We start from the raw sequence: 19,655 nt of genomic DNA, 5'->3' as shown, positions 1-19,655 counted from the left end.
AACGCCAGCATCAAACAAACCATGCAACACACGCTCAAAACCCAAGAAGGTCGAAAACGCTATGCGCTTAGAAAGCAAACCATCGAACCGGTGTTTGGGATCATCAAATCCGTCATGGGTTTTAGAACCTTTTCACTGCGAGGATTAGAGGCCGTAAAAGGCGAATGGTCACTTGTGTGTTTAGCCTGGAATATAAAACGCATGGGATCATTGCGTCTAAAGTAGTGGAAATATGACAGAAAATCGCTCAATTATGCTAAAAATCACGTATTTTAAGGCAAAAAAGCCCGTTTTGGGCCAACTAGCGATTATTTGCCCGACAGGCTCCTAGTGTCTTCCACAAACCTTGGCAAAATCGCTTTAATGTATGGGCAGTGATTGCAGATGAAGGCAATTAAGGTTCCATTCTCCCCTTTTGCTTTTTCAAGATTCCACACTTTTCCATAGGTATCAGGGAGTTCAAAATCGATTGCAGAAGCACCAAAATCGCATACTGGCGTTGTTAGGCTGACCATCAGTTATACTCCTTCGTTATCATTTTTCATTTTATTACTTATTTATGAAACAGCCGAGCCAAGCGTTTATCGGACTATACCGATCCATTCTACTCGTTTATTTCATGTTTTCAGCCATTGGTTAATAGTAGTATTCTAACATCTTATCAGTACACAGGGTCTTCTCTATGCGGCTTACAATCCTTCGATCGCGATGGTTTATGTTTTTACTGGCTTGGCTAGGCCTTCATACACTCGTGCATGCGGGTTATCCTCAACCCGCCTCTAGCTTTATCAGCGACAATCAACGCCTACACTATCATGTCTTAGGCGATGGACACCATACTGTGTTAATTTTAGGTGGCGGGCCTGGCTTTAGTAGCTGGAACCTTACGCCGATTCAACAGCACCTTGCCCAAGGTTATCGTGTATTACTGATGGATATGCGTGGCATTGGTGAAAACCGTCATGTAGCATTTGAGGCCAATCAATTACTCAACCAATGGGTTGAGGATATCGAGGCATTACGTCGCTATGAGCAGGCCGGACAATTTATACTCGTCGGACATTCGTGGGGCGCGTTAATGGCGCAGCTGTATGCGCGTCAACATCCGAATCGCATTGCGCGGCTGGTGTTGATTAATCCCGTTGATCCACAGCGTTGGGCGTTGCAAAATCTGGTGCAGCGAATCGATTATCGCCGTCAACTAGATGGGCTCACAACAGACGCCGACGAATGGGCGCAACACGAAACCCAAGATACGGCTAGCCTGATAGCACAACAACTAACACAGGTCATGCCAACGTATTTTTTGGATATTGAACAAGGTAAACACTATGCTAAACAATTTAGCATCGACGATTTTTCGCTCCATATCAACCATGCCATTTGGCAACAGTATCAACAAAACCCTATTGAAAAAAGCGACCTAGAAGCGCTCGCCAAACGTCGCCCAATTGAGTTGATTAACTGCCAGCATGATTTACTCATGCCCGAAGCGCTCCTCGGTTATCAAGATTTTCTGACCGATATTGCCAATCAAACCCTTGATAACTGTGCCCACTTTCCTTGGGAAGAAAACCCAACCGATTTTTATAGCGCGCTTGATAGGGCGATGAACACCAACCCTCCTGAAGATGATTTTAGCGACTTATCCGATGCAGATCGCGCTTGGCTGTTGGATGACTCTGGGTTGGATGACTTAGTAAAGGCACTCGCCGCGACCCAAACAGACGTGCGCTTTTTAGCGCCATTTGATCTCAGCGATCATTATTCAATGACCAATGATATCACCCTCACAGAGCAAAGCCTTGAAACCGGCTGGGCCGATCTTATTCAGTGCCATCACAACCTCGATGCAGTTGGACAGTTACAAATTGTTTACAACCCACAGCATACCCGCCAAATTGAGATACTCAGCCAACAACACATCGCGTTCGCATGGGTGGAAGGCGCAAGTGTGCAAATGGTCAATTTGCAACAAGGGGCACAAATCTGCATTCATGCGCAAACATGGGCGCTACAAAAACTAGACAAGGGCTATCTGATCGAGCGGGGTCCGTTTATGCGTCGTTTCCTAGATGGCTATTTTCCGATGCATGTTGAGCTGACAATCAACTGGCCTGACCTGTCGATCAAAACAACACAAATAGTACCTGAACCACAACCAGGCCTGGTGGTTAAAACTGATAAAAACGCTCTACAAATTGATTATTATTTTCAAGGACAACTCAAACCTCAAATCTACCTAAACACGAGTCCTAGGAGCCTGTTCGATTAGGTACGCTTGATTTCATCTTGCCGACCTTCTGTCCATTGGGCTAGCACACAGGCATTCCAAATCAAAATAAACCACATCAAATAGAGCCACAGCAAAAACACCGGCACAGCGGCTAAGGCACCATACACCAAATCATAGGTTGGAAAAGCCTTGATATACCAAGTGAACCCCATTTTCAACAATTCAATTTTTACCGTCGCCATGACAGCTACCCATCCGGCCTGGCTCCAGCTGACATGCGTCATAGGAACCAGTTTAAATAACAGCATAAAACCGAGTATGCTAAAAATAATCGGCAAACTCAACATTAATTGGTTCACACCCCAGCTTAAGCTGGCATCACCCAATAACAACGGCCAAGCTATAACATAACTGCTCGCAACTAAGCTTAAGCCCAGCATCAAAGGGCCCAATAAACTCACACCCAAATAGTTCAGCAAGCTTACCCACCAGCGACGCTGTAAACTCCCATCCCACATCGCATTTATCTTTTGATCAATGGTCCATAATAATATTAAAGTGGTTGCTAACATCACCACCAGGCCTGGCGTGGCTAAACGACTTGCTTGCTCAGCAAATAGGGCTAAATAATGCTGAATCACGGGCTGAGATTCCGGCATTAAATGCGCCACCACCATCTGCATCACAAGGTGTTCAAAAGGCTCAAACCAAACAGAAGTCGAAAACAAACTCAACATCACCGCTAACATTGGGACTAAACCCACCAAAGTGGTATAAGCCAAAATAGCGACTGCTTCGGTACCACGCTGACGCCAAAACCGTAAAAAAACTAACCGCCAAAAGATCAATCGCTTTTTAATGAACATAAAAAACCCGTTATTACTTGTTCTCTGCGCTTTATCGCATACCCAGGCTTAAAATAGCGAAAAGCATACTCAAACAAAGACCACCAAATTTTAAACCCGGATATTTGGACGCAGTGAATTAACGACCTTTATTCACAGGGCAAACGCATCTAAAGTAAATAATAAATCAAAAAATTACAATAATCTCTCGCTCCCATGCACCTAACGTATGCACACTTCTTTTCTCGTTCCCACGTCGTGCGTCACGGCCATTAAGTTAAGGAATAAATGGCTCCTAGGAGCCTGTCACCCTGCGCGAAGTCGCAGGGTCTATTGCCGCTAGCGGCTGGATCCTGCGACTTCGCGCAGGATGACGACTCTGGGTAAAAGAAATGGGGCATTGCGGGGCCGAAGGCCGCGGCAATCTCTTGCAGACGGTGCACGCCCTTGAGAGATTGCCGCGTCGCTGCGCTCCTTGCAATGACCGCTTTCTTCTTAACTTAATGGCCGTGACGCACAGCGTGGGAACGCGGTTAATCATGCCTATTGTTATGCTTTTTTATTATTTAGATGCGTTTGCCCTGCCTTTATTCATAAACACCATGCTGCGTAAAATATTCACTGACTCATGCAACTCGTAGTCTTCGGCTAAAAGATCGACTTTTTCTTCCACTTCTTGCTGCTGCTCTTTTTTACCCTTGCCTAAATGATTCTCCAAGCTCGCTTCAGTTCTTAAACCAAACCCAGCGGTATCAACTCGCTCTACATTGACACGATCAATGATAATATCGGGCTTAATTCCTTCGGCTTGAATCGAGCGGCCAGAAGGCGTGTAATAGAGGGCTGTGGTTAATTTAATCGCGGCACCATTATTGAGCGGCAACAATGTTTGTACTGAACCTTTACCAAAAGTGGTGCGCCCGACGACCAACGCGCGCTCATGATCTTGCAAAGCACCGGCTACAATCTCCGAGGCAGAGGCAGACCCTTCGTTCACTAAAACAACAATGGGCTTACCATTCAAAATATCACCACGCTTGGCTTCAAAACGCATTTTTGAGCTATCAATGCGCCCTTCCGTGTAAACGATTAAACCTGCGTCCAAAAACACATTACTGACATCCACTGACGCGTTTAATACGCCGCCAGGGTTATTGCGCAAATCCAAGACCAAGCCTTGCAATGGCTGCGTATTTTCTTTTTCTAAATCACGAATCGCGTCGACTAAATCACGCCCTGTTCGTACTTGGAACTGGCTAATACGCACATAACCCAAATCCTTATCCAACAAACGATGACGCACACTTTTCACCTTAATCACGGCACGCGTTAACTCAAGCTCAATAGGCTCTCTCTGGCCTTTGCGCATAATCGTCAAGGTGATAGTGCTTCCTGGCTCACCGCGCATCAACTTCACCGCTTCGGTTAAGCTCATACCTTTAACCGATTTATCATCCAAACGAATAATCAAATCACCTGCCTGCACCCCTGCGCGCTGAGCGGGGGTATCATCAATCGGGGCGATAACCTTAACAAAGCCATCCTCCGTGCCCACTTCCATCCCTAGGCCACCAAACTCCCCTCGGGTATGCTCCTCTACCTTTTCAAAGTTTTCCGGCGGTAAATACGCAGAATGAGGATCAAGATTTGAAAGCATGCCGCTAATCGCATTTTCTAGCATTTTGCCATCTTCAATCGGTTCAACGTAACTACTAGAGATGCGCTCATAGACCTCGACAAAGGCACGCAACTGATCAATCGGTAAGGATTGCACCGATTGCCCCTGTCTATCCGCCATCACACTCGTGCCCACTACTAAGAAGGCACCCAGTACGACACCGGTGAGCACCCACATGGTCTTCTTCATATAGGTTAATTTAGCCACATTCATCTCCAGTTTTGATTTGACTAGCAATACATATTAAATTTATTTCGATAAAGGTCAAGTTTAGCTGACAAAAGCGTGCAGTTTCCATTAGAATTTGATTAAATATTAATATTTTCACAAAAACGACACAAGACTGCAAAAAACAGTATCTAAACAAAGGCGGATAATACCACATGAGCGAAAGCAATCTATTTGAAATGAAAGAAGACAATATCGTTAAAGCCTCTAAAGCACTCAAAGCCATGGGGCATCCGCTGCGTTTAAAAATACTTTGTGTACTGAGTGGTGGCGAACTGCCTGTAATGGATATTGTCGCCAAAGTCGGTACGACCCAGAGCAATGTATCACAACATATTGACATCCTACGTGAAAAAGGGATTTTATCTTCTCGTCGTGATGGCAGCAAAATCCTTTGCCAAGTAGCAGATAAAGAAATCATCAATCTTTTGCATGCAATGCAATCAACATTTTGCCCAGCCGAGCTTTAATCCAAACCGAGAGATCTGGTTTATCACGCCGCTACATTTTGTAATTGCAACCTTAAATCAAACGCATTACGCTCCGCTATGGCTCCGGTAGGTTGCGCTTCTTTTACCGCGATAGTCTTATCACTCGACTCGGACTCAATGACAGCTGGCGCGTTCAGGCTGTCTGGCGCCGACGCTTCTTCAACGGCGCTATCCTCCATTCGCTCTGCTTGCAGTTCAGCACGTGCCTGTGCTTGCATTTGAGATGCTTGGGAGGCGACTTTAAAATCTTGTGCAGAAGGCTGAGCGGGCGCAAGCGCCGCACGCTGCACAACCATCATTTTTTGAATCGTGGCTTCGGGATCGCCCGATACGGGCGAAGTATCTATCCCGACTGAGCCACCGACGGCATACTTTTGACCATCTGGACCCGTTTGATAATCATAACTAATACCCCCTCTAGCATAAGGACCGGCCGCCGCCAAATGCGCCTGTTCATGGGTTCGCACCTCTTGGTCTCTTGATTTAAGCTGCGCAATGACCTGTTCAAGAGCCTGTTGTTGCTGTTTTTCTTCTTGTTCCTTGGTGGGAGCGGAGGCTTGCTCTGGATTATCAACCGGCTTAGGTTGCGGGGTAGGTTTAACAGAATCAGGCGCCGAAATTGCACTTGATGCGCGACTTGGCTCAGACGCGGAGTGCGCTGGAATCGTAATCGGCTGGCTAGGCTGTGAATGCATCATCGCAGGGGCTTTAGCAACCCAAACTGGCGACATATATTTTGCAGCATTCATTAAATCCATCTTTCCCACCTCTCACCTCTTAAGACTCACACATAAATAATATCATACCCAATACAAATGCACAAAAACGAATCTCATTACTATCTTGTACAAATTTTATACATTTACTTTACTTTCGATTAAATATGTACAATACTAATACAAAATATATATCCAAGATAACTTAAACAAATGCCCTCAATCTCAAGGAGCGCGCGATGAGAAACAATCAGCCGATCACCCAACATGAACATCTTCTTGCCCCCAATTTGACACTCGTCTCCAAGACCGACCTCAAGGGAACCATTACTGAATGTAACGATGCTTTTGAAGCGGCAAGTGGCTTTAGCCGCAACGAACTGGTTGGACAACCCCATAACCTTGTACGCCACCCGGATGTACCTAAACAGGTTTTTGAGGATATGTGGTCAGATTTACAAAAAGGAATTCCATGGACGCAATATATAAAAAACAGGCACAAGGACGGCGGTTTTTATTGGGTACGTGCACAAGCTACACCACTCTATAAGAACGGCGAAATAGCCGGATTTTTATCGGTTCGAAACCCCATATCCGAGCAAGAAAAACAACAAGCAACACAAGCCTATCAAGATATTGCGTCTGGTCAGGCTAAAATAAAGCATGGCAAAGTCTATAAAGGGTTCAACTTAAGCGCATTGACCGGCTCGCGCCTCTTTAATCCTGCCATCATGCTAGGTCTGCTCGCCCTCCTTCTCTCCTTTGCCCCGCTTTTATATGTTACTTTTTCCGCCAATACCTTGTCTAATGGCCTTGCCTTTGGCTTGTCAGGTCTACTGGTAATTTTGATGTACAGCTACGGCTTTGCGTTAAACAAAACCAAAGATCAAGCCATTAAGAACCTCAACTTACTGGCCTCTTCCGAAAGCTTGAGTATTCAGTCGGACAACCCCCAAAGCTTTTCCTCTTTAATTCAAAGCGCGATTCAATCGGCTAATCTGGCCTTTATCGCCAACCGAGATCAACGCGCTCACCAACTTGATAAGTCCAACCAACTGCAATTTGCGTTTGACAAGCTTAAAAGTAACGTCATGATGATTGATGATAAGTTTAATATTACCTACGCCAATGAAAACATGAATCAGTTCTTAGAAGAGCGTGAAACACGCCTTCAAAAACTGGCGCCCCATTTCTCAGCCAAAAACTTAATGGGCAAAAACATCGATATTTTCCACAAACACCCAGCGCATCAACGCGCGATGATTAACAAGATTGAGCAACCTTCGAGTGTACGCATTGAAATCGGCGGTTTTCACTTGGAGCTGGCGATGTTGCCAATTAAAAACCGAACAGGGCAAAGAGTGGCTACACTGGTTGAATGGATTGATCGCACACAAGAAGTCCAACTACTTAATCACGTTGCTTCAACCGTTAAAAAAGCCCAGAGTGGCTATCTTGGCGAACGCATTGATGTTGCACAGCTTGAGGGTGTCGCACACGAGCTCAGTACGTCGATCAATGATTTAATGGATGGCATTCAACTCGCAATGAATGATGTTATTCGCGTTACTTCTGCCATGTCTGAAGGCGATTTAAGCCAGCAAATAGAAAATAATTTTGAGGGTGAGCTTGGCGAGTTAAAAGAGGCCATCAATCTATCAATTGAAAGACTCAATAATGCGATCGACATTTCAGTCAACGCGGCACAAGTTGTTGACAGCGCGGCGCAAGAAGTGTCAGAGGGTTCAAAAAACCTGAGCACTCGAGTACAAGAACAAGTTAAATCGGTAGAGCAGTCCTCGGCAACGATTGAACAAATGACCGCCAATATTCAGCGCAATAACACCCACACGCAACAAGCCTCAACCGTAGCGCTGGGCGTACAAACCAAAGCCCAGCAAGGTGAGAAGGTCATGGGACAAACGATTGCGGCCATGCAACACATTCAAGACTCAAGCTACAAAATAGCGGATATCGTCAGCATTATAGACAGCATTGCATTCCAAACCAACTTGCTTGCCCTCAACGCGGCGGTAGAGGCGGCACGCGCGGGTGATCATGGTCGTGGCTTCGCGGTTGTTGCGGGCGAAGTCCGTGCGCTAGCGCAAAAATCGGCTGATGCCGCAAAAGAAATAAAAGGTCTTATTACAGAAAGCGTAGAGCGGATTGATCAAGGTACACGCTTAGCCAGCGAGTCGGGTGAGGTACTTAAACAAATTACCGGTGCCGTTGATGAGGTCACCAGCATGATTCAACAGATTGCCAATGCCAGTCAAGAACAAGCTTTAGGCATTAAACAGGTACAGCGTGCCATTGTGAACATTGACACCTTAACCCAGGAAAATGCCAACCTGGTTGAGGAAACAGCCAGCGCATCAGACAGCCTTCGCCAACAAGCTGAAGCCTTGAGTCAAGAAATGAGCTTTTTTAACACCCAGCCCAAACACCTCGGCTATTCACCAAACACAACCAGAAGCCTGTCGAGATCAAACCGCTAATTCGTTAACGCGCCTCGTCGTCTTCCTGGCAAAGCTGGTTACGCCCACCGCTTTTTGCTCTGTATAACTGCTGATCGGCCTGTGCGATCAGCTTATCAAAGCGCGGTGCATCAAATGCCAAACCGCTACTCACCGTCATGGCAACGCCGACTTTTTCTTGCGATGCATGTTCAACACCTAAGCGAAAACGCTCTGCCAGTTCAGCGATGACCTGCTTTGAACTATAGGCACCCACCACGATAAACTCCTCACCGCCAAAGCGCGCAACAACAAAACCCTCAAATATCTGTTTTATGGTTGTCGCAATAAATCTAATCGCGTCATCGCCTTTTGGATGCCCGTATTGATCATTGATTTTTTTAAAAAAATCAATGTCAACCAACAAACAGAATACGCCTTTTTTTAACCAGGCCTGGTAGTGCTTTTCACCCTGCTCGATAAAGTAGCGTCGATTATGCAATCCTGTTAGACTGTCTGTTTGTGAGAGAAGTTGAATTTCTTGGTACGTACGCTGCAAATCAATACTCTGGTTTACCCGAGCATAAAGCTCATCAGCACCAAAAGGCGCGACAATATAATCGGTTGCACCATACTTCATATACTTTAATGCTAACGATGTGCCCTGCTCCCCTTCAATACAGGCCAGTATCGGCAGTTGATAAAATTCAAAATGACTTCTGACCGCCGACAATTGCTGAAACCAACGTTGTTCAGTGTTTTTATCACCGACAATTAACAAGCTAGGAAAGGAACGCTTGAGCGTTTTAAGCAGAACAGAGTCCTGATCAAAAACACGTATTTTAAAACGATGAATAGATAATAGGCCGATCAGCTTTCTTGACAAGGGATCCGATAGGTTGGCCAACCAAATTTCACGCTGATCATTGCTTAACAGCAAATCTAACACTCTAACAAGATAATTAATCGCAGCGGGGCCATCTTTAACAATAAAGTCGGCTACGCGCTCTTGCATGATGCGTTGGCGCAAAGAGTCATCTAAGCTTGCGGTTAACACCACCGTTGTAATGTGTGCCTCACGTAACAAACTAATTGACTCGCCGTGAGGTGCATCCGGCAAATTTAAATCACTCAAGGCAAGCGTAATATCTTGATGCTTGGCAAGATAATCACGTGTTTCTTGTAGACTATAAGCGACTAATACGTCAAGCTTGAAATGACGCTCGATGGTTTGCTTTAACAGCAAAGCCATGGATTTTTGATCTTCTATGACAAGAATTTTTTTCATTTGTTGGCCAATCTTGTTAAAATAGGTGGCTGTTTCATATTTCTCCGCTCATAGTTTAACAGGATAAAACGGCTGCCTCCTAAGCGGCAACTCCAGGTTCGAGTCCTGGTGAGCGGACCATCTTATTTAAATTAAGTAAAATTAGTCTAATTATTCCATTCTATTATATGTTCTACTATTTCGTTTGTGGCATTTAATTTTGCAACCTGAGCGAGATACGCTGAGTTTTTCAACAGAGAAGGCGTTTCCAACCCCTTAAGCATCCTGTCTTTTAGACCGCTTGATGTCAACTCAGACTCCTGACCCCCCTGCGCCGCGCCGGTAGCCGCCATAAACTGCGCATTGGCGGTTTGATGGTCATCGACAGCATAAGGAAAAGGAATTAAGATTGCTGGGCGTGCCGCTGACATTAACTCGCTCACGGTTAGCGCACCCGCTCGCGCCACCACCAGGTGTGCTTGTTGATACGCAGTGGCCATATCATCTATAAACGGCTGTACCTTGGCGACAACGCCCGCTTGCTGATAGGCGGATTGGGTGGCTTCATAATCTAGCTTCCCTGTTTGGTGAACCACTTCAGGACGCTGTTCCAAGGGTATCAATGCCAAGGCTTGAGGCAAGGCTTGGTTGAGCGCGCGCGCGCCTCGGCTACCGCCGATCACGAGCAGCTGTTTTTTATTCGGTTCACTGAGCTGCGCTGGGGTTAATGCACCGATCGCTTCAATTTCAGCGCGCACAGGATTGCCCATCACCATAAGCCTTGGCGATTTTAAATTACTCGGCGGGAAGCCACAAAAAATACGCTGCGCAAACCCGGCTAGCAAGCGATTCGTTAGCCCAGCTACGGCGTTTTGTTCGTGCAAATAGAGTTTAAGCCCGCTCGACCAAGCGGCTAGCCCACCTGGGCCACAGACAAACCCACCCATGCCAATCACAATATCGGGCTTCACCTGTTTAATAATTTGACGCGCCTGCCACCAGGCCTGGCTGATTTTAAAAGGCGCGAATAACCAACCTTTTAGCCCATTACCGCGCAACCCCTGAATCGCAATCGCAGAAAAGGGGATCCCTGCCTGCTTGACCCATTGTGCTTCTAATCCACCTTCCGTACCCAACCAGTGGGTATCTATCCCGTGATGTGCAAAAGCCTTGGCAAGCGCGATACCGGGGAAAACATGCCCACCGGTTCCTCCGGCCATGATCATGACTTTTTTGAGCTTAGGCTTTGATAGGTTCTTCATCTGGCTCATTATCCTGCTCCTGTTCCTGTTCGGTATGTGGATTGGGCTTTAGACGTGCTTCGTAGTCAACCCGCAATACCAAGGCCACCGCCACACACAGCATCATTAAACTGGAACCGCCATAACTCATAAACGGCAGGGTTAACCCTTTAGTCGGAAACAGCCCAAGGTTGACGCCCATATTAATCATCGCCTGCATCGCAATCCAAATGGCGATGCCATACACCATCAAACTACCAAAGCCGTAGTTTTGTTGTTTGGCAAAGGTGGCAATCACAAACATCCGCCAAACCACAAACGCAAAGAGCGCAATTAACCCCAACACGCCGATAAAACCAAACTCTTCGGCAAAAATAGAAAACAAAAAGTCCGTGTGAGCATCGGGTAAATAAAGCAGCTTTTGAATACTTGCACCCAAACCCTGCCCAGTAAAACCGCCAGAGCCAGAGGCAATCAAGGCTTGAATAAGTTGATAACCGGTACCAAATGGATCTTGCCAAGGGTCCATAAAACTCAACACCCTCGCTAAACGATAGGGCGAGTACAACACCAACGCCGCCAACAGACCGACAACCGGCACCACGGTTAGCACAAAATATCGCCAGGGCGCACCGGATATTATTAACATCCCTGTTACCACCGCCGCGATCAACAAGGTTGTGCCATAGTCAGGCTGCAACAGCAGCAATAACGCCATTAAACCAAATGGCAGCGATAAACGCATAATGGCATTAAAGTCTTCTTTGACTGCGCTAAGATGGCGATGTAAATAACCGGCCACAAAGATAATCGCGGCAATTTTAATCAATTCAGCAGGCTGAAAATTAATTACCACCAGATTCAGCCAACGCTTCGCACCACCGATTTCACGACCAAATATCAATACAAGCAACAACAAGATTAAACCAAAAATAAACAACTTGCCGCGATGCGTTTGCCAAAAGTGAATCGGCACTTTAAAGGCGGCCAATGCCAGCACCAGCCCTAAACCCAGCGCAATCGCTTGGCGAACAAAATAGTGTGTCGCGCTGCCAAAACGATGTTCACTGATCGCGACCGAACTCGATAACACCATCGTCAGCCCCAAAAAGATGAGCACCAATACCGCCCCGACCAACCAATAGTCAAACGGCCAAGCGCGTTGTTCGGGCGTGTCAAATACGTTTTTTATACGGATGCGCATGCTATCCCCAACGCCTGATGCACCCACAAATTAAACTTCTCACCCCGATCATGATAATTTGCAAACTGATCAAAACTGGCACAGGCGGGCGAAAACAACACAACATCACCCGGTTTAGCGCCCTGTTTACTGATAGCGATAGCCTGCTGCAAATTATCTACACAATCGAGTTTAATCGCTAAGCGCAGCGCAGGCGCAATAGCCTGACAAATCAAAGTTTGATCACGCCCAAACAGTACCACCTGTTTCACATATTGATTAATCGCGGGTGCCAGCGGTGAAAAATCCGCTTCCTTGCCGACGCCCCCCAGCAATAGGATCAGCTTGCCCTCTTGTTGTTGCGCTTGCTGACCTAGACTATGAATCGCGGTGAGCGTGGCACCGACATTCGTGCCTTTGGAATCATCAATCCAGCGCACTCCCTGATGCTCGACCACCCGCTGGGTGCGATGCGCCAAGCCATTAAACCCTTCCAACACCTGACTAAACACGGATGGCGCTATGTCAAAATCTTGACACAACGCCATCGCCGCCAAGGCATTCAGTTGAGAGTGCGGCGCATTCAATCGCATATCCGCCAGCTTAACCAAGGGTTTTTCACCCAGTGCTAGCCAGGCCTGGTGGTCAATTTCGATAATGCCATAGTCTTTTGGGGTTCTTGGAGGTGTTAAATCAAAGCCGGTTTTTTTGGTTTTTGTGCTGACCCAGCTTTCAGAACGCTCGGCATAAGGAATCACCGCAAGTTCGGTATCATCATAAATTTTAAGCTTGGCCTGTAAATAAGCATCCAAACTCGGGTAGCGATCCATGTGGTCTTCGCTAATATTGAGCACCACGGATGAGGCACTATGCAGTGAATAGGTGGTTTCGAGTTGAAAGCTGGAGAGCTCTAACACATAGACATCGTAGTCCTTTTCATCTAACAATAAATCTAACGCCGGGCAACCAATATTGCCCCCCATTCCGACCTGATAGCCCGCTTGAGCTAAAAACTCGGCGGTTAGCGTTGTAACGGTGCTTTTGCCGTTTGAGCCGGTGATCGAAATAATCGGTTGGCTCGCCGCGCGAGCAAACAATTCAATATCACCAATTACCTCAATACCCTGTTCTTCCAATTCACGAATCCAAGGTTCTGAGCGTGCAATTCCAGGACTTAAAACTATCCTTGTTATGTTTTTTTTCCATGATTTTGGTAACGAGCCAGCGGCAAAGTTTACTTCAGCAAATTGCGACTCAAGCGGCGACAGATCGAAATCCGCACGGGTATCCAACGCCAGCATCGGCTCATCCATCGAGACTAAATAACGCATTACAGATTGTCCGGTCAATCCCAGACCTACGACTAAATTCAATGTTAATTACCTTAATTTTAAACTGGCTAAACCTATCAACACCAAAATAATGGTGATAATCCAAAACCGCACGATAATTTGGGCTTCCGGCCATTTTTTTTGCTCAAAATGATGATGTAGCGGTGCCATCAAAAACACCCGTTTGCCGCGCATTTTGTACGAACCGACCTGCAAGATAACCGACAGGGTTTCAATCACAAATATACCGCCCATAATAAACAACACGATTTCTTGGCGCACGGCGACCGCTGTCGCACCGAGTGCCGCACCGAGTGCTAAGGAACCGACATCGCCCATAAATACTTGTGCCGGATGGGTGTTAAACCATAAAAAACCTAAGCCAGCGCCTACTAGGGCCGCCATCAAAACCGTCAGCTCCCCCACCCCCGGGATATAGGGAATATCCAAATAGCCGGCAAATACCGCATGTCCCGACAAATAGGCAAACACGCCAAGCGCCGCGGCGACCATCACGGTGGGCATAATCGCCAATCCATCTAATCCATCGGTTAAATTCACTGCGTTCGAGGTACCCACTATCACCAAATAGGTCACCACCATCACCCAGGCGCCAAGATAGATAAAGGTGTCTTTCATATAAGGAATAAGCAACTGGGTTTCAGCTGGCACGCTCGCCATGGCATAAAAACCATAGGCGGCAATCAGACCAATAATACTTTGCCACAAAAACTTGGTGCGCGACCGCATGCCATTTGGGTCGCGGTAGACCACTTTTTTAAAGTCATCAAAAAAGCCAATCACCCCAAAACCAAACATCGTAAAACTCACTAGCAACAGATATTTATTGGTTAAATCGCCCCAGAGCAACAGCGCAATACCCACGGCAAACAAAATCATCGTGCCACCCATTGTGGGTGTGCCGGCTTTAATCAAGTGGGTTTGTGGACCATCTAAACGAATACTTTGCCCTACTTTTAAGCGCGTTAACCAACGAATCACCATCGGGCCGATTAAAAACGAGATAATTAAGGCCGTAAGCACCGCCATAATCGCACGCACCGTAATGTAGTTAAATACCCCAAACCCGGTATGAAACTGGGTTAAATATTGACTAAGATAAATCAGCATGCGCCATCCTTTCTAATAATAGGTTTACAACCTGTTCCATACGCGCTGACCGCGAGCCTTTTACTAATACATAACAGGGATGCTTAGCGCTCCACTTCTCACACAACACCTCACTCATCAGCTGTTCGGCTAATTCGCCATGGCTGAGCGGTTGGCGTGCCGGTCTGGAGAGTGATTGTGTAAATGCGTTGAGGGTATGCGCGCTTAGCTCACCATAAGCGTATAATTCATCTATGCCTTGTTGTGCGGCATATTCACCGATTTCAGCGTGCGCCTGTGAGGCCACCGCGCCGAGTTCAGCCATATCTCCTAAACACAAAATACGTTTGCCCGGCAGGCTGGCCAGTGTATCGATTGCCGCCTTCACCGAGCCAGGGTTGGCGTTATAGCTGTCATTAATCAAGGTCACTCGTCCCTGCTGATGAGTCTGCAGTCGCCCCGCGACACCGTTAAAACTTTCTAATCCTGCTTGAATCTGTTGTGGCGTTAAGCCCAGCGCTAAACAGACACTGGCCACGGCGGCGGCATTCATCGCATTATGTTGACCTAAGATTGCCATTTTTATGGGCAGTGCTTGATGCGCGCCTTGATATTCAAACTCAAGCGTAAAAGCAAGGGTTTGTGCATCTTGGCTCACTTGGGTGACACGCACATCGGCCTCTTCAGCGGTGCCAAAGGTTTGGCAGTGCTTGTTCGCCAAGGATTGCTGCCATTGCATAAAGCCAGGCGAGTCGGTATTAATCAACCCCAAACCCTGAGGCGTTAAACCATGAAAAATCTCACCCTTGGTATCTATCACCCCTTGCAGACTTCCAAAGCCTTCTAAATGTGCGTCCGCCGCTAACGTAATCAGCGCCATATTCGGATGCGCCAAACGGGTTAAATAGCCAATCTCACCGCGATGGTTTGCGCCCATTTCAATCACCGCATATCGATGATCCGGCTCAATTTGCAATAGGGTACGCGGCACACCAAAATCATTATTAAGGTTACCCGGCGTGGCCCAAGTTGGCGCCACCTGCGACAAACAGTGTGCGAGAAGCGTTTTAACCGTGGTTTTGCCATTGCTTCCCGTTACCGCAATTAAAGTTAGGTTATCCTGCGCTAATCGGTGCTGTTCAGCGATCTGACCCAGCGCTAAACGTGTATCCTTAACTAAAATTTGTGGAATGGCGACATCTTGTTTTTGGCTGACGATCAACAACTGTGCGCCCGCCTCAATCGCTTGCTCGACAAAGACATGGCCATCAAAGTGCTGGCCTTGAATAGCGATATAAGCTTCATTTTTTTGAATGCGTCGAGAATCTGTACTAAACCCCTGAACCTTCACCAAACTCGGATTCAAGTCACTCAACCATTTGCCCTGCGCCCAATCGGTTAGCGTTTTGCCATCCCATGTCATTGTTGCCATGCTGTTATCACCTGTTGATCACTAAAGGGCGTTTTCACGCCGCCAATATCTTGATAGTTTTCATGCCCTTTACCGGCCAACAATACCCAATCACCCGCCTGTGCATTGTCGAGCGCATACTCAATCGCTGCCTGACGGTCATATTCAATATGCACCTTAGCGCGTGAATCCTCGCTCAAACCTTGGCAGATATCCTCGATAATCACTTTCGGGTCTTCAAAACGTGGATTGTCATTGGTTAAAATAATTTTATCAGCCAAACGCTCGGCCACTTGCGCCATCAGCGGACGTTTACCGGCATCTCGGTTGCCACCACAGCCAAAAACCAGCCATAGCTTCTCTGTGGTGAGGTGTGCACGGATACTGAGTAAAACCTGCTCAAGTGCATCTGGCGTGTGGGCAAAATCAACCAACACATTAAGCGCCACATTACGCGCCGAATTATGACAAACCACTTTTTCCATTCGCCCAACAATAGCGCGAAGCAGCGCTAAATTCTCTGTCATTTTTTTGACACTCAAGCCCACGGCCAACAAACAACTCAGCGCACACAAGCTATTCTCTAAATTAAAGCGCCCGATTAAACCGGTGTTAAACCCATACTCTTGATACCGGTACTGCAAGCAACCCGCCATGCCGTTTGCGCTAAGCGTTACATCACTTAAATATAAATCCGCCAAAGGGTTTTGTTGGCTGTAGGTTACAACCCGACCTGGTTGTGATTCAGCAATCTCTAAACCAATGCTATCATCAAGGTTCACCACCTTATGCTGGCTCGGAAAATCGCTAAACAACCGCTTTTTAGTAGCCTGATAATCCAATAAATCCCGATGAAAATCCAAATGATCGCGGCTGACCTGGGTCAAACCCACGCAGGCAAATCGCAAACCCGCAATACGACCCAACGCAATCGCGTGCGACGACACTTCCAGCACGGCATAAGGATAGCCCTGCTGAACAAAGCAGTGCAACCAACCGTTCAACGCCACCACATCCATCGTTGTATTGGCGCTAGGCTCTAATTGATTGAGTCGTCCATTACCCAGCGTGCCTAAAACCCCGCAAGCCAACCCCTGAGCTTCAAGCAGTTGCGCAATGTATTGAGTTGTGGATGTTTTGCCATTGGTGCCGGTAATGCCAATCAGCTGTAGCTTTTGACTTGGATGATCATAAAACCAAGCGGCAAAATCTGCCAACCGCGTGTTTAAATCCTTAATAACGAACACCGGCAAATCCGACTCGCCAATCGACCTATCAGACACAATGCCTACCGCGCCCAGTGACTTGGCTTGTTGCCAATAATCGGCTCCGTGCTGATTCTCTCCTGCTAGCGCAACAAAAACCCAACCCGGCTGGATTTGACGACTATCTAAACTCAAGCCTTTTACAACCAGGCCTGGTTGTAAAATCGCGCTTTTTAGCGCAAAAAACTGTGCGATAGACTCTAGGCTTTTCATTTATAAAGCTCCATCCGGATCCACATTTCGTAAACGCAACGCATGGCGCATGACCTCTTGAAAAACCGGCGCGGCCACACTGCCGCCGCCATAAACACCCCGAGAAGGTTCATCGACCATAATCGCCATAATCATATCAGGCCGTGAGGCGGGCACCAGCCCAACAAACATCGCCATATACTTGGCCTCTTGGTAGCCGCCCACGCCGGCCTTTAAGACCGTGCCGGTTTTACCCGCGACACGATATCCCTCAATCCGGGCTTCGGTGCCCGTTCCACCTTGATGCGTCACGGTTTCCATCATTTTTAACGTCTGCCCAACCGCTTCTGCCGATAAAACCTGCTTCATCATCGGTGGCGTATCGCGCTTGATTAAAGACAAAGGCGGCAACTGTCCTTGATTGGCAAAAATCAAATAACCCTGCGCCAGCTGGAGCAAATTAACGCTAAAACCATAACCAAATGAACTCGATACCTGATCCACCACTTGCCACTCACGATGGTGACGCAATTGCCCTAATTGCTCACCCGGCAAAAACAAGCCCAAATCCTGACCAAAACCTAAATCCGAATAGAACTGCCACTGCTGCTGAGCGCTCATTCGGCGCACGATATTGGCCGTCGCCACATTGCTCGATTTTTGAATCACTTCACTAATGCTCAGTCGGCCATAATTCACCGCATCGCTAATCATATGGCCTTGTACCCGAATATAACCCGGTGAGGTATTGATCACTTCATCTGCCTTGATCAGCCCCAAATCCAACGCCTTCGCCACCACAAAAGGTTTCACCGTCGAACCGGGCTCAATTAAGGTCGAAATCGCTCTGTTACGAATCGCTTCACCCTGCAGCTGACTACGATTGTTCGGGTTATAACCTGGCTGATTCACCAGTGCTAAAATCTCGCCAGTTTTGGCATCCAACACGACCGCCGTTGCGCCTTTGGCCTGATGCTTTGCCATCACTTCTTTAAGCGCACGATGGGCAAAAAACTGAATATCTTTATCAATCGTCAAGGTGAGCGACTTACCCGGCTCGGCCTGCTCAAGATGATTGACAAACTGAACCACGCGCCCTTCTAAGTCTTTAATAATTTGCTGACGCCCAGCACGGCCGGCTAACCAATCGTTATAAATCGATTCAACCCCATCCTGACCTATATCATCAATATTGGTATAACCGAGAATATGGGCTGTCACGTCTGCGGTTGGATAGTAGCGTTTAAACGCCTGTTTAACTTGAACACCCGGTAAACGCAAGCGCTCAACCTGCTCGGCCAGTTCAGGCAAGATAGAACGCTGTACATATAAAAAACGTCGATTAGGGTTGGAATGTATACGTTGCGCGAGCCCCTGTTGAGAGATATTCAATGTGCGAGCGAGCTGAACAATCGCTTCAGGATAATCAATCAGGGTTTTAGGGTCCACCCAGACCGACGCAATCGGTGTACTAAGCGCCAATAAATGACCATGACGGTCTAGTATTTGACCTCGCGGCACCGCTACATCCAACGTTCTAAACTGGCGTTTGTTGGCTTCCGACTCCAAAAAATCCGCTTGCAATATTTGAATATAAAACGCCTTGACGGCCAATGCGCCAAATATCAACATCAACAACAACAACATTAATCGATCACGAGAAAAACGCATTATTCTGACTTCTGTTGATGGGGTAAAACAAGAATAGTAGTCGGCTTTGAGGCTTGCATACCTAGCTTATCACGCGCCATGGATTCAACACGACCGGGTGCGCTCAAATGGCTTTTTTCTAACATCAAGCGCCCCCATTCTTCATCTAACTGTGCCTTGGCTTGTGTGGCGTTAAATATTTGGGTTTCGAGGTGTCGAATATGATGTTGCAACAAAATAGTGATACCGATCAGCGCCGACAATAGGCACAACAGCAGAAATGCAAAAAGCCCATGCGCTGTAGAGGCTTGCTCTCGAATGGGCTTTTGAACTTGCATGCTCGTAACCGAAGATG

The 19,655-nt window shown here is 47.1% G+C and carries 17 protein-coding genes and 1 tRNA gene; 5 read left to right on the top strand and 13 right to left on the bottom strand.

Going from position 1 to position 19,655, the window contains the following annotated elements:
• Positions 1-225 (top strand): transposase (locus NA59_RS01995; RefSeq protein ID WP_157792530.1); only part of this gene is annotated, 225 nt, incomplete at its 5' end.
• Between the two features lie 83 nt (positions 226-308).
• On the opposite strand, the gene NA59_RS01990 is transcribed toward NA59_RS01995, so the two are convergent.
• Positions 309-515: a redoxin domain-containing protein gene (locus tag NA59_RS01990; protein WP_083944861.1), complete on the bottom strand. Its 207-nt coding sequence runs from the start codon at positions 513-515 to the stop codon at positions 309-311.
• A gap of 200 nt (positions 516-715) precedes the next feature.
• Here NA59_RS01990 and NA59_RS01985 point away from each other — a divergent pair, with 200 nt between their 5' ends.
• Positions 716-2,275, top strand: coding sequence for an alpha/beta fold hydrolase (locus NA59_RS01985; protein WP_052501392.1), 1,560 nt, complete (start codon positions 716-718; stop codon positions 2,273-2,275).
• On the opposite strand, the gene NA59_RS01980 is transcribed toward NA59_RS01985, so the two are convergent.
• Positions 2,272-3,102, bottom strand: a complete 831-nt coding sequence (locus NA59_RS01980) for a YihY family inner membrane protein (RefSeq protein WP_044407085.1) — start codon at positions 3,100-3,102, stop codon at positions 2,272-2,274. The two genes, NA59_RS01985 and NA59_RS01980, sit on opposite strands and share 4 nt — an antisense overlap.
• Before the next feature lie 541 nt (positions 3,103-3,643).
• A complete protein-coding gene (locus NA59_RS01975) occupies positions 3,644-4,966 on the bottom strand; it encodes a S41 family peptidase (RefSeq protein ID WP_269763819.1) in 1,323 nt (440 codons plus the stop codon).
• Between the two features lie 176 nt (positions 4,967-5,142).
• Between NA59_RS01975 and NA59_RS01970 the strand changes: the two genes are divergently transcribed.
• On the top strand, positions 5,143-5,457 hold the full coding sequence (locus NA59_RS01970) for an ArsR/SmtB family transcription factor (protein ID WP_044407082.1): 315 nt from the start codon (positions 5,143-5,145) through the stop codon (positions 5,455-5,457).
• Positions 5,458-5,480: 23 nt separating this feature from the next.
• Here NA59_RS01970 and NA59_RS01965 read toward each other — a convergent pair whose 3' ends face one another.
• Positions 5,481-6,236: a putative metalloprotease CJM1_0395 family protein gene (locus NA59_RS01965; RefSeq protein WP_052501391.1), complete on the bottom strand. Its 756-nt coding sequence runs from the start codon at positions 6,234-6,236 to the stop codon at positions 5,481-5,483.
• 197 nt (positions 6,237-6,433) lie between these two features.
• Here NA59_RS01965 and NA59_RS01960 point away from each other — a divergent pair, with 197 nt between their 5' ends.
• A complete protein-coding gene (locus NA59_RS01960) occupies positions 6,434-8,692 on the top strand; it encodes a methyl-accepting chemotaxis protein (RefSeq protein WP_044407079.1) in 2,259 nt (752 codons plus the stop codon).
• Positions 8,693-8,696: 4 nt separating this feature from the next.
• Here the strand turns inward: NA59_RS01960 and NA59_RS01955 are convergent, their stop codons facing one another.
• A complete protein-coding gene (locus NA59_RS01955) occupies positions 8,697-9,938 on the bottom strand; it encodes a GGDEF domain-containing response regulator (protein ID WP_044407077.1) in 1,242 nt (413 codons plus the stop codon).
• 44 nt (positions 9,939-9,982) lie between these two features.
• On the opposite strand from NA59_RS01955, the gene NA59_RS01950 reads away from it, so the two are divergent.
• A tRNA-Arg gene (locus NA59_RS01950) sits at positions 9,983-10,058 on the top strand.
• A gap of 26 nt (positions 10,059-10,084) precedes the next feature.
• Here NA59_RS01950 and murG read toward each other — a convergent pair.
• The 8 genes from murG to ftsL are packed head-to-tail and all read right to left on the bottom strand — an operon-like array spanning position 10,085 to position 19,638.
• The gene (gene murG, locus NA59_RS01945) at positions 10,085-11,188 is read right to left on the bottom strand and encodes an undecaprenyldiphospho-muramoylpentapeptide beta-N-acetylglucosaminyltransferase (RefSeq protein WP_232504013.1); all 1,104 of its coding nucleotides are present in this window, start codon (positions 11,186-11,188) and stop codon (positions 10,085-10,087) included.
• A complete protein-coding gene (gene ftsW / locus NA59_RS01940; protein WP_083944857.1) occupies positions 11,157-12,362 on the bottom strand; it encodes a putative lipid II flippase FtsW in 1,206 nt (401 codons plus the stop codon). The genes murG and ftsW overlap by 32 nt, the downstream gene beginning before the upstream one ends.
• Positions 12,347-13,714 (bottom strand): UDP-N-acetylmuramoyl-L-alanine--D-glutamate ligase, encoded by a 1,368-nt coding sequence (murD, locus tag NA59_RS01935; RefSeq protein ID WP_044407074.1) that lies wholly within the window; start codon positions 13,712-13,714, stop codon positions 12,347-12,349. Before murD ends, ftsW begins: the two co-directional genes overlap by 16 nt.
• A gap of 6 nt (positions 13,715-13,720) precedes the next feature.
• The gene (gene mraY, locus NA59_RS01930; RefSeq protein WP_044407071.1) at positions 13,721-14,803 is read right to left on the bottom strand and encodes a phospho-N-acetylmuramoyl-pentapeptide-transferase; all 1,083 of its coding nucleotides are present in this window, start codon (positions 14,801-14,803) and stop codon (positions 13,721-13,723) included.
• Positions 14,787-16,214 carry a UDP-N-acetylmuramoyl-tripeptide--D-alanyl-D-alanine ligase gene (locus tag NA59_RS01925; RefSeq protein ID WP_052501390.1) on the bottom strand — a complete coding sequence of 476 codons (1,428 nt, stop codon included), beginning with the start codon at positions 16,212-16,214 and terminating at the stop codon, positions 14,787-14,789. The genes mraY and NA59_RS01925 overlap by 17 nt, the downstream gene beginning before the upstream one ends.
• Positions 16,202-17,671 (bottom strand): UDP-N-acetylmuramoyl-L-alanyl-D-glutamate--2,6-diaminopimelate ligase, encoded by a 1,470-nt coding sequence (locus tag NA59_RS01920; RefSeq protein ID WP_044407068.1) that lies wholly within the window; start codon positions 17,669-17,671, stop codon positions 16,202-16,204. Before NA59_RS01920 ends, NA59_RS01925 begins: the two co-directional genes overlap by 13 nt.
• Positions 17,672-19,321, bottom strand: coding sequence for a peptidoglycan D,D-transpeptidase FtsI family protein (locus tag NA59_RS01915; RefSeq protein WP_044407065.1), 1,650 nt, complete (start codon positions 19,319-19,321; stop codon positions 17,672-17,674). It lies immediately after the preceding gene.
• Positions 19,321-19,638 (bottom strand): cell division protein FtsL, encoded by a 318-nt coding sequence (gene ftsL / locus NA59_RS01910; RefSeq protein WP_044407062.1) that lies wholly within the window; start codon positions 19,636-19,638, stop codon positions 19,321-19,323. Before ftsL ends, NA59_RS01915 begins: the two co-directional genes overlap by 1 nt.
• Positions 19,639-19,655: the final 17 nt, after the last annotated feature.

The organism is Thiomicrospira microaerophila, from assembly GCF_000934765.1.
Taxonomy (GTDB): Bacteria; Pseudomonadota; Gammaproteobacteria; order Thiomicrospirales; family Thiomicrospiraceae; genus Thiomicrospira; species Thiomicrospira microaerophila.
The sequence above is the reverse complement of the archived record's forward strand: the minus strand, read 5'-3'. Positions and strand labels throughout refer to the sequence as shown.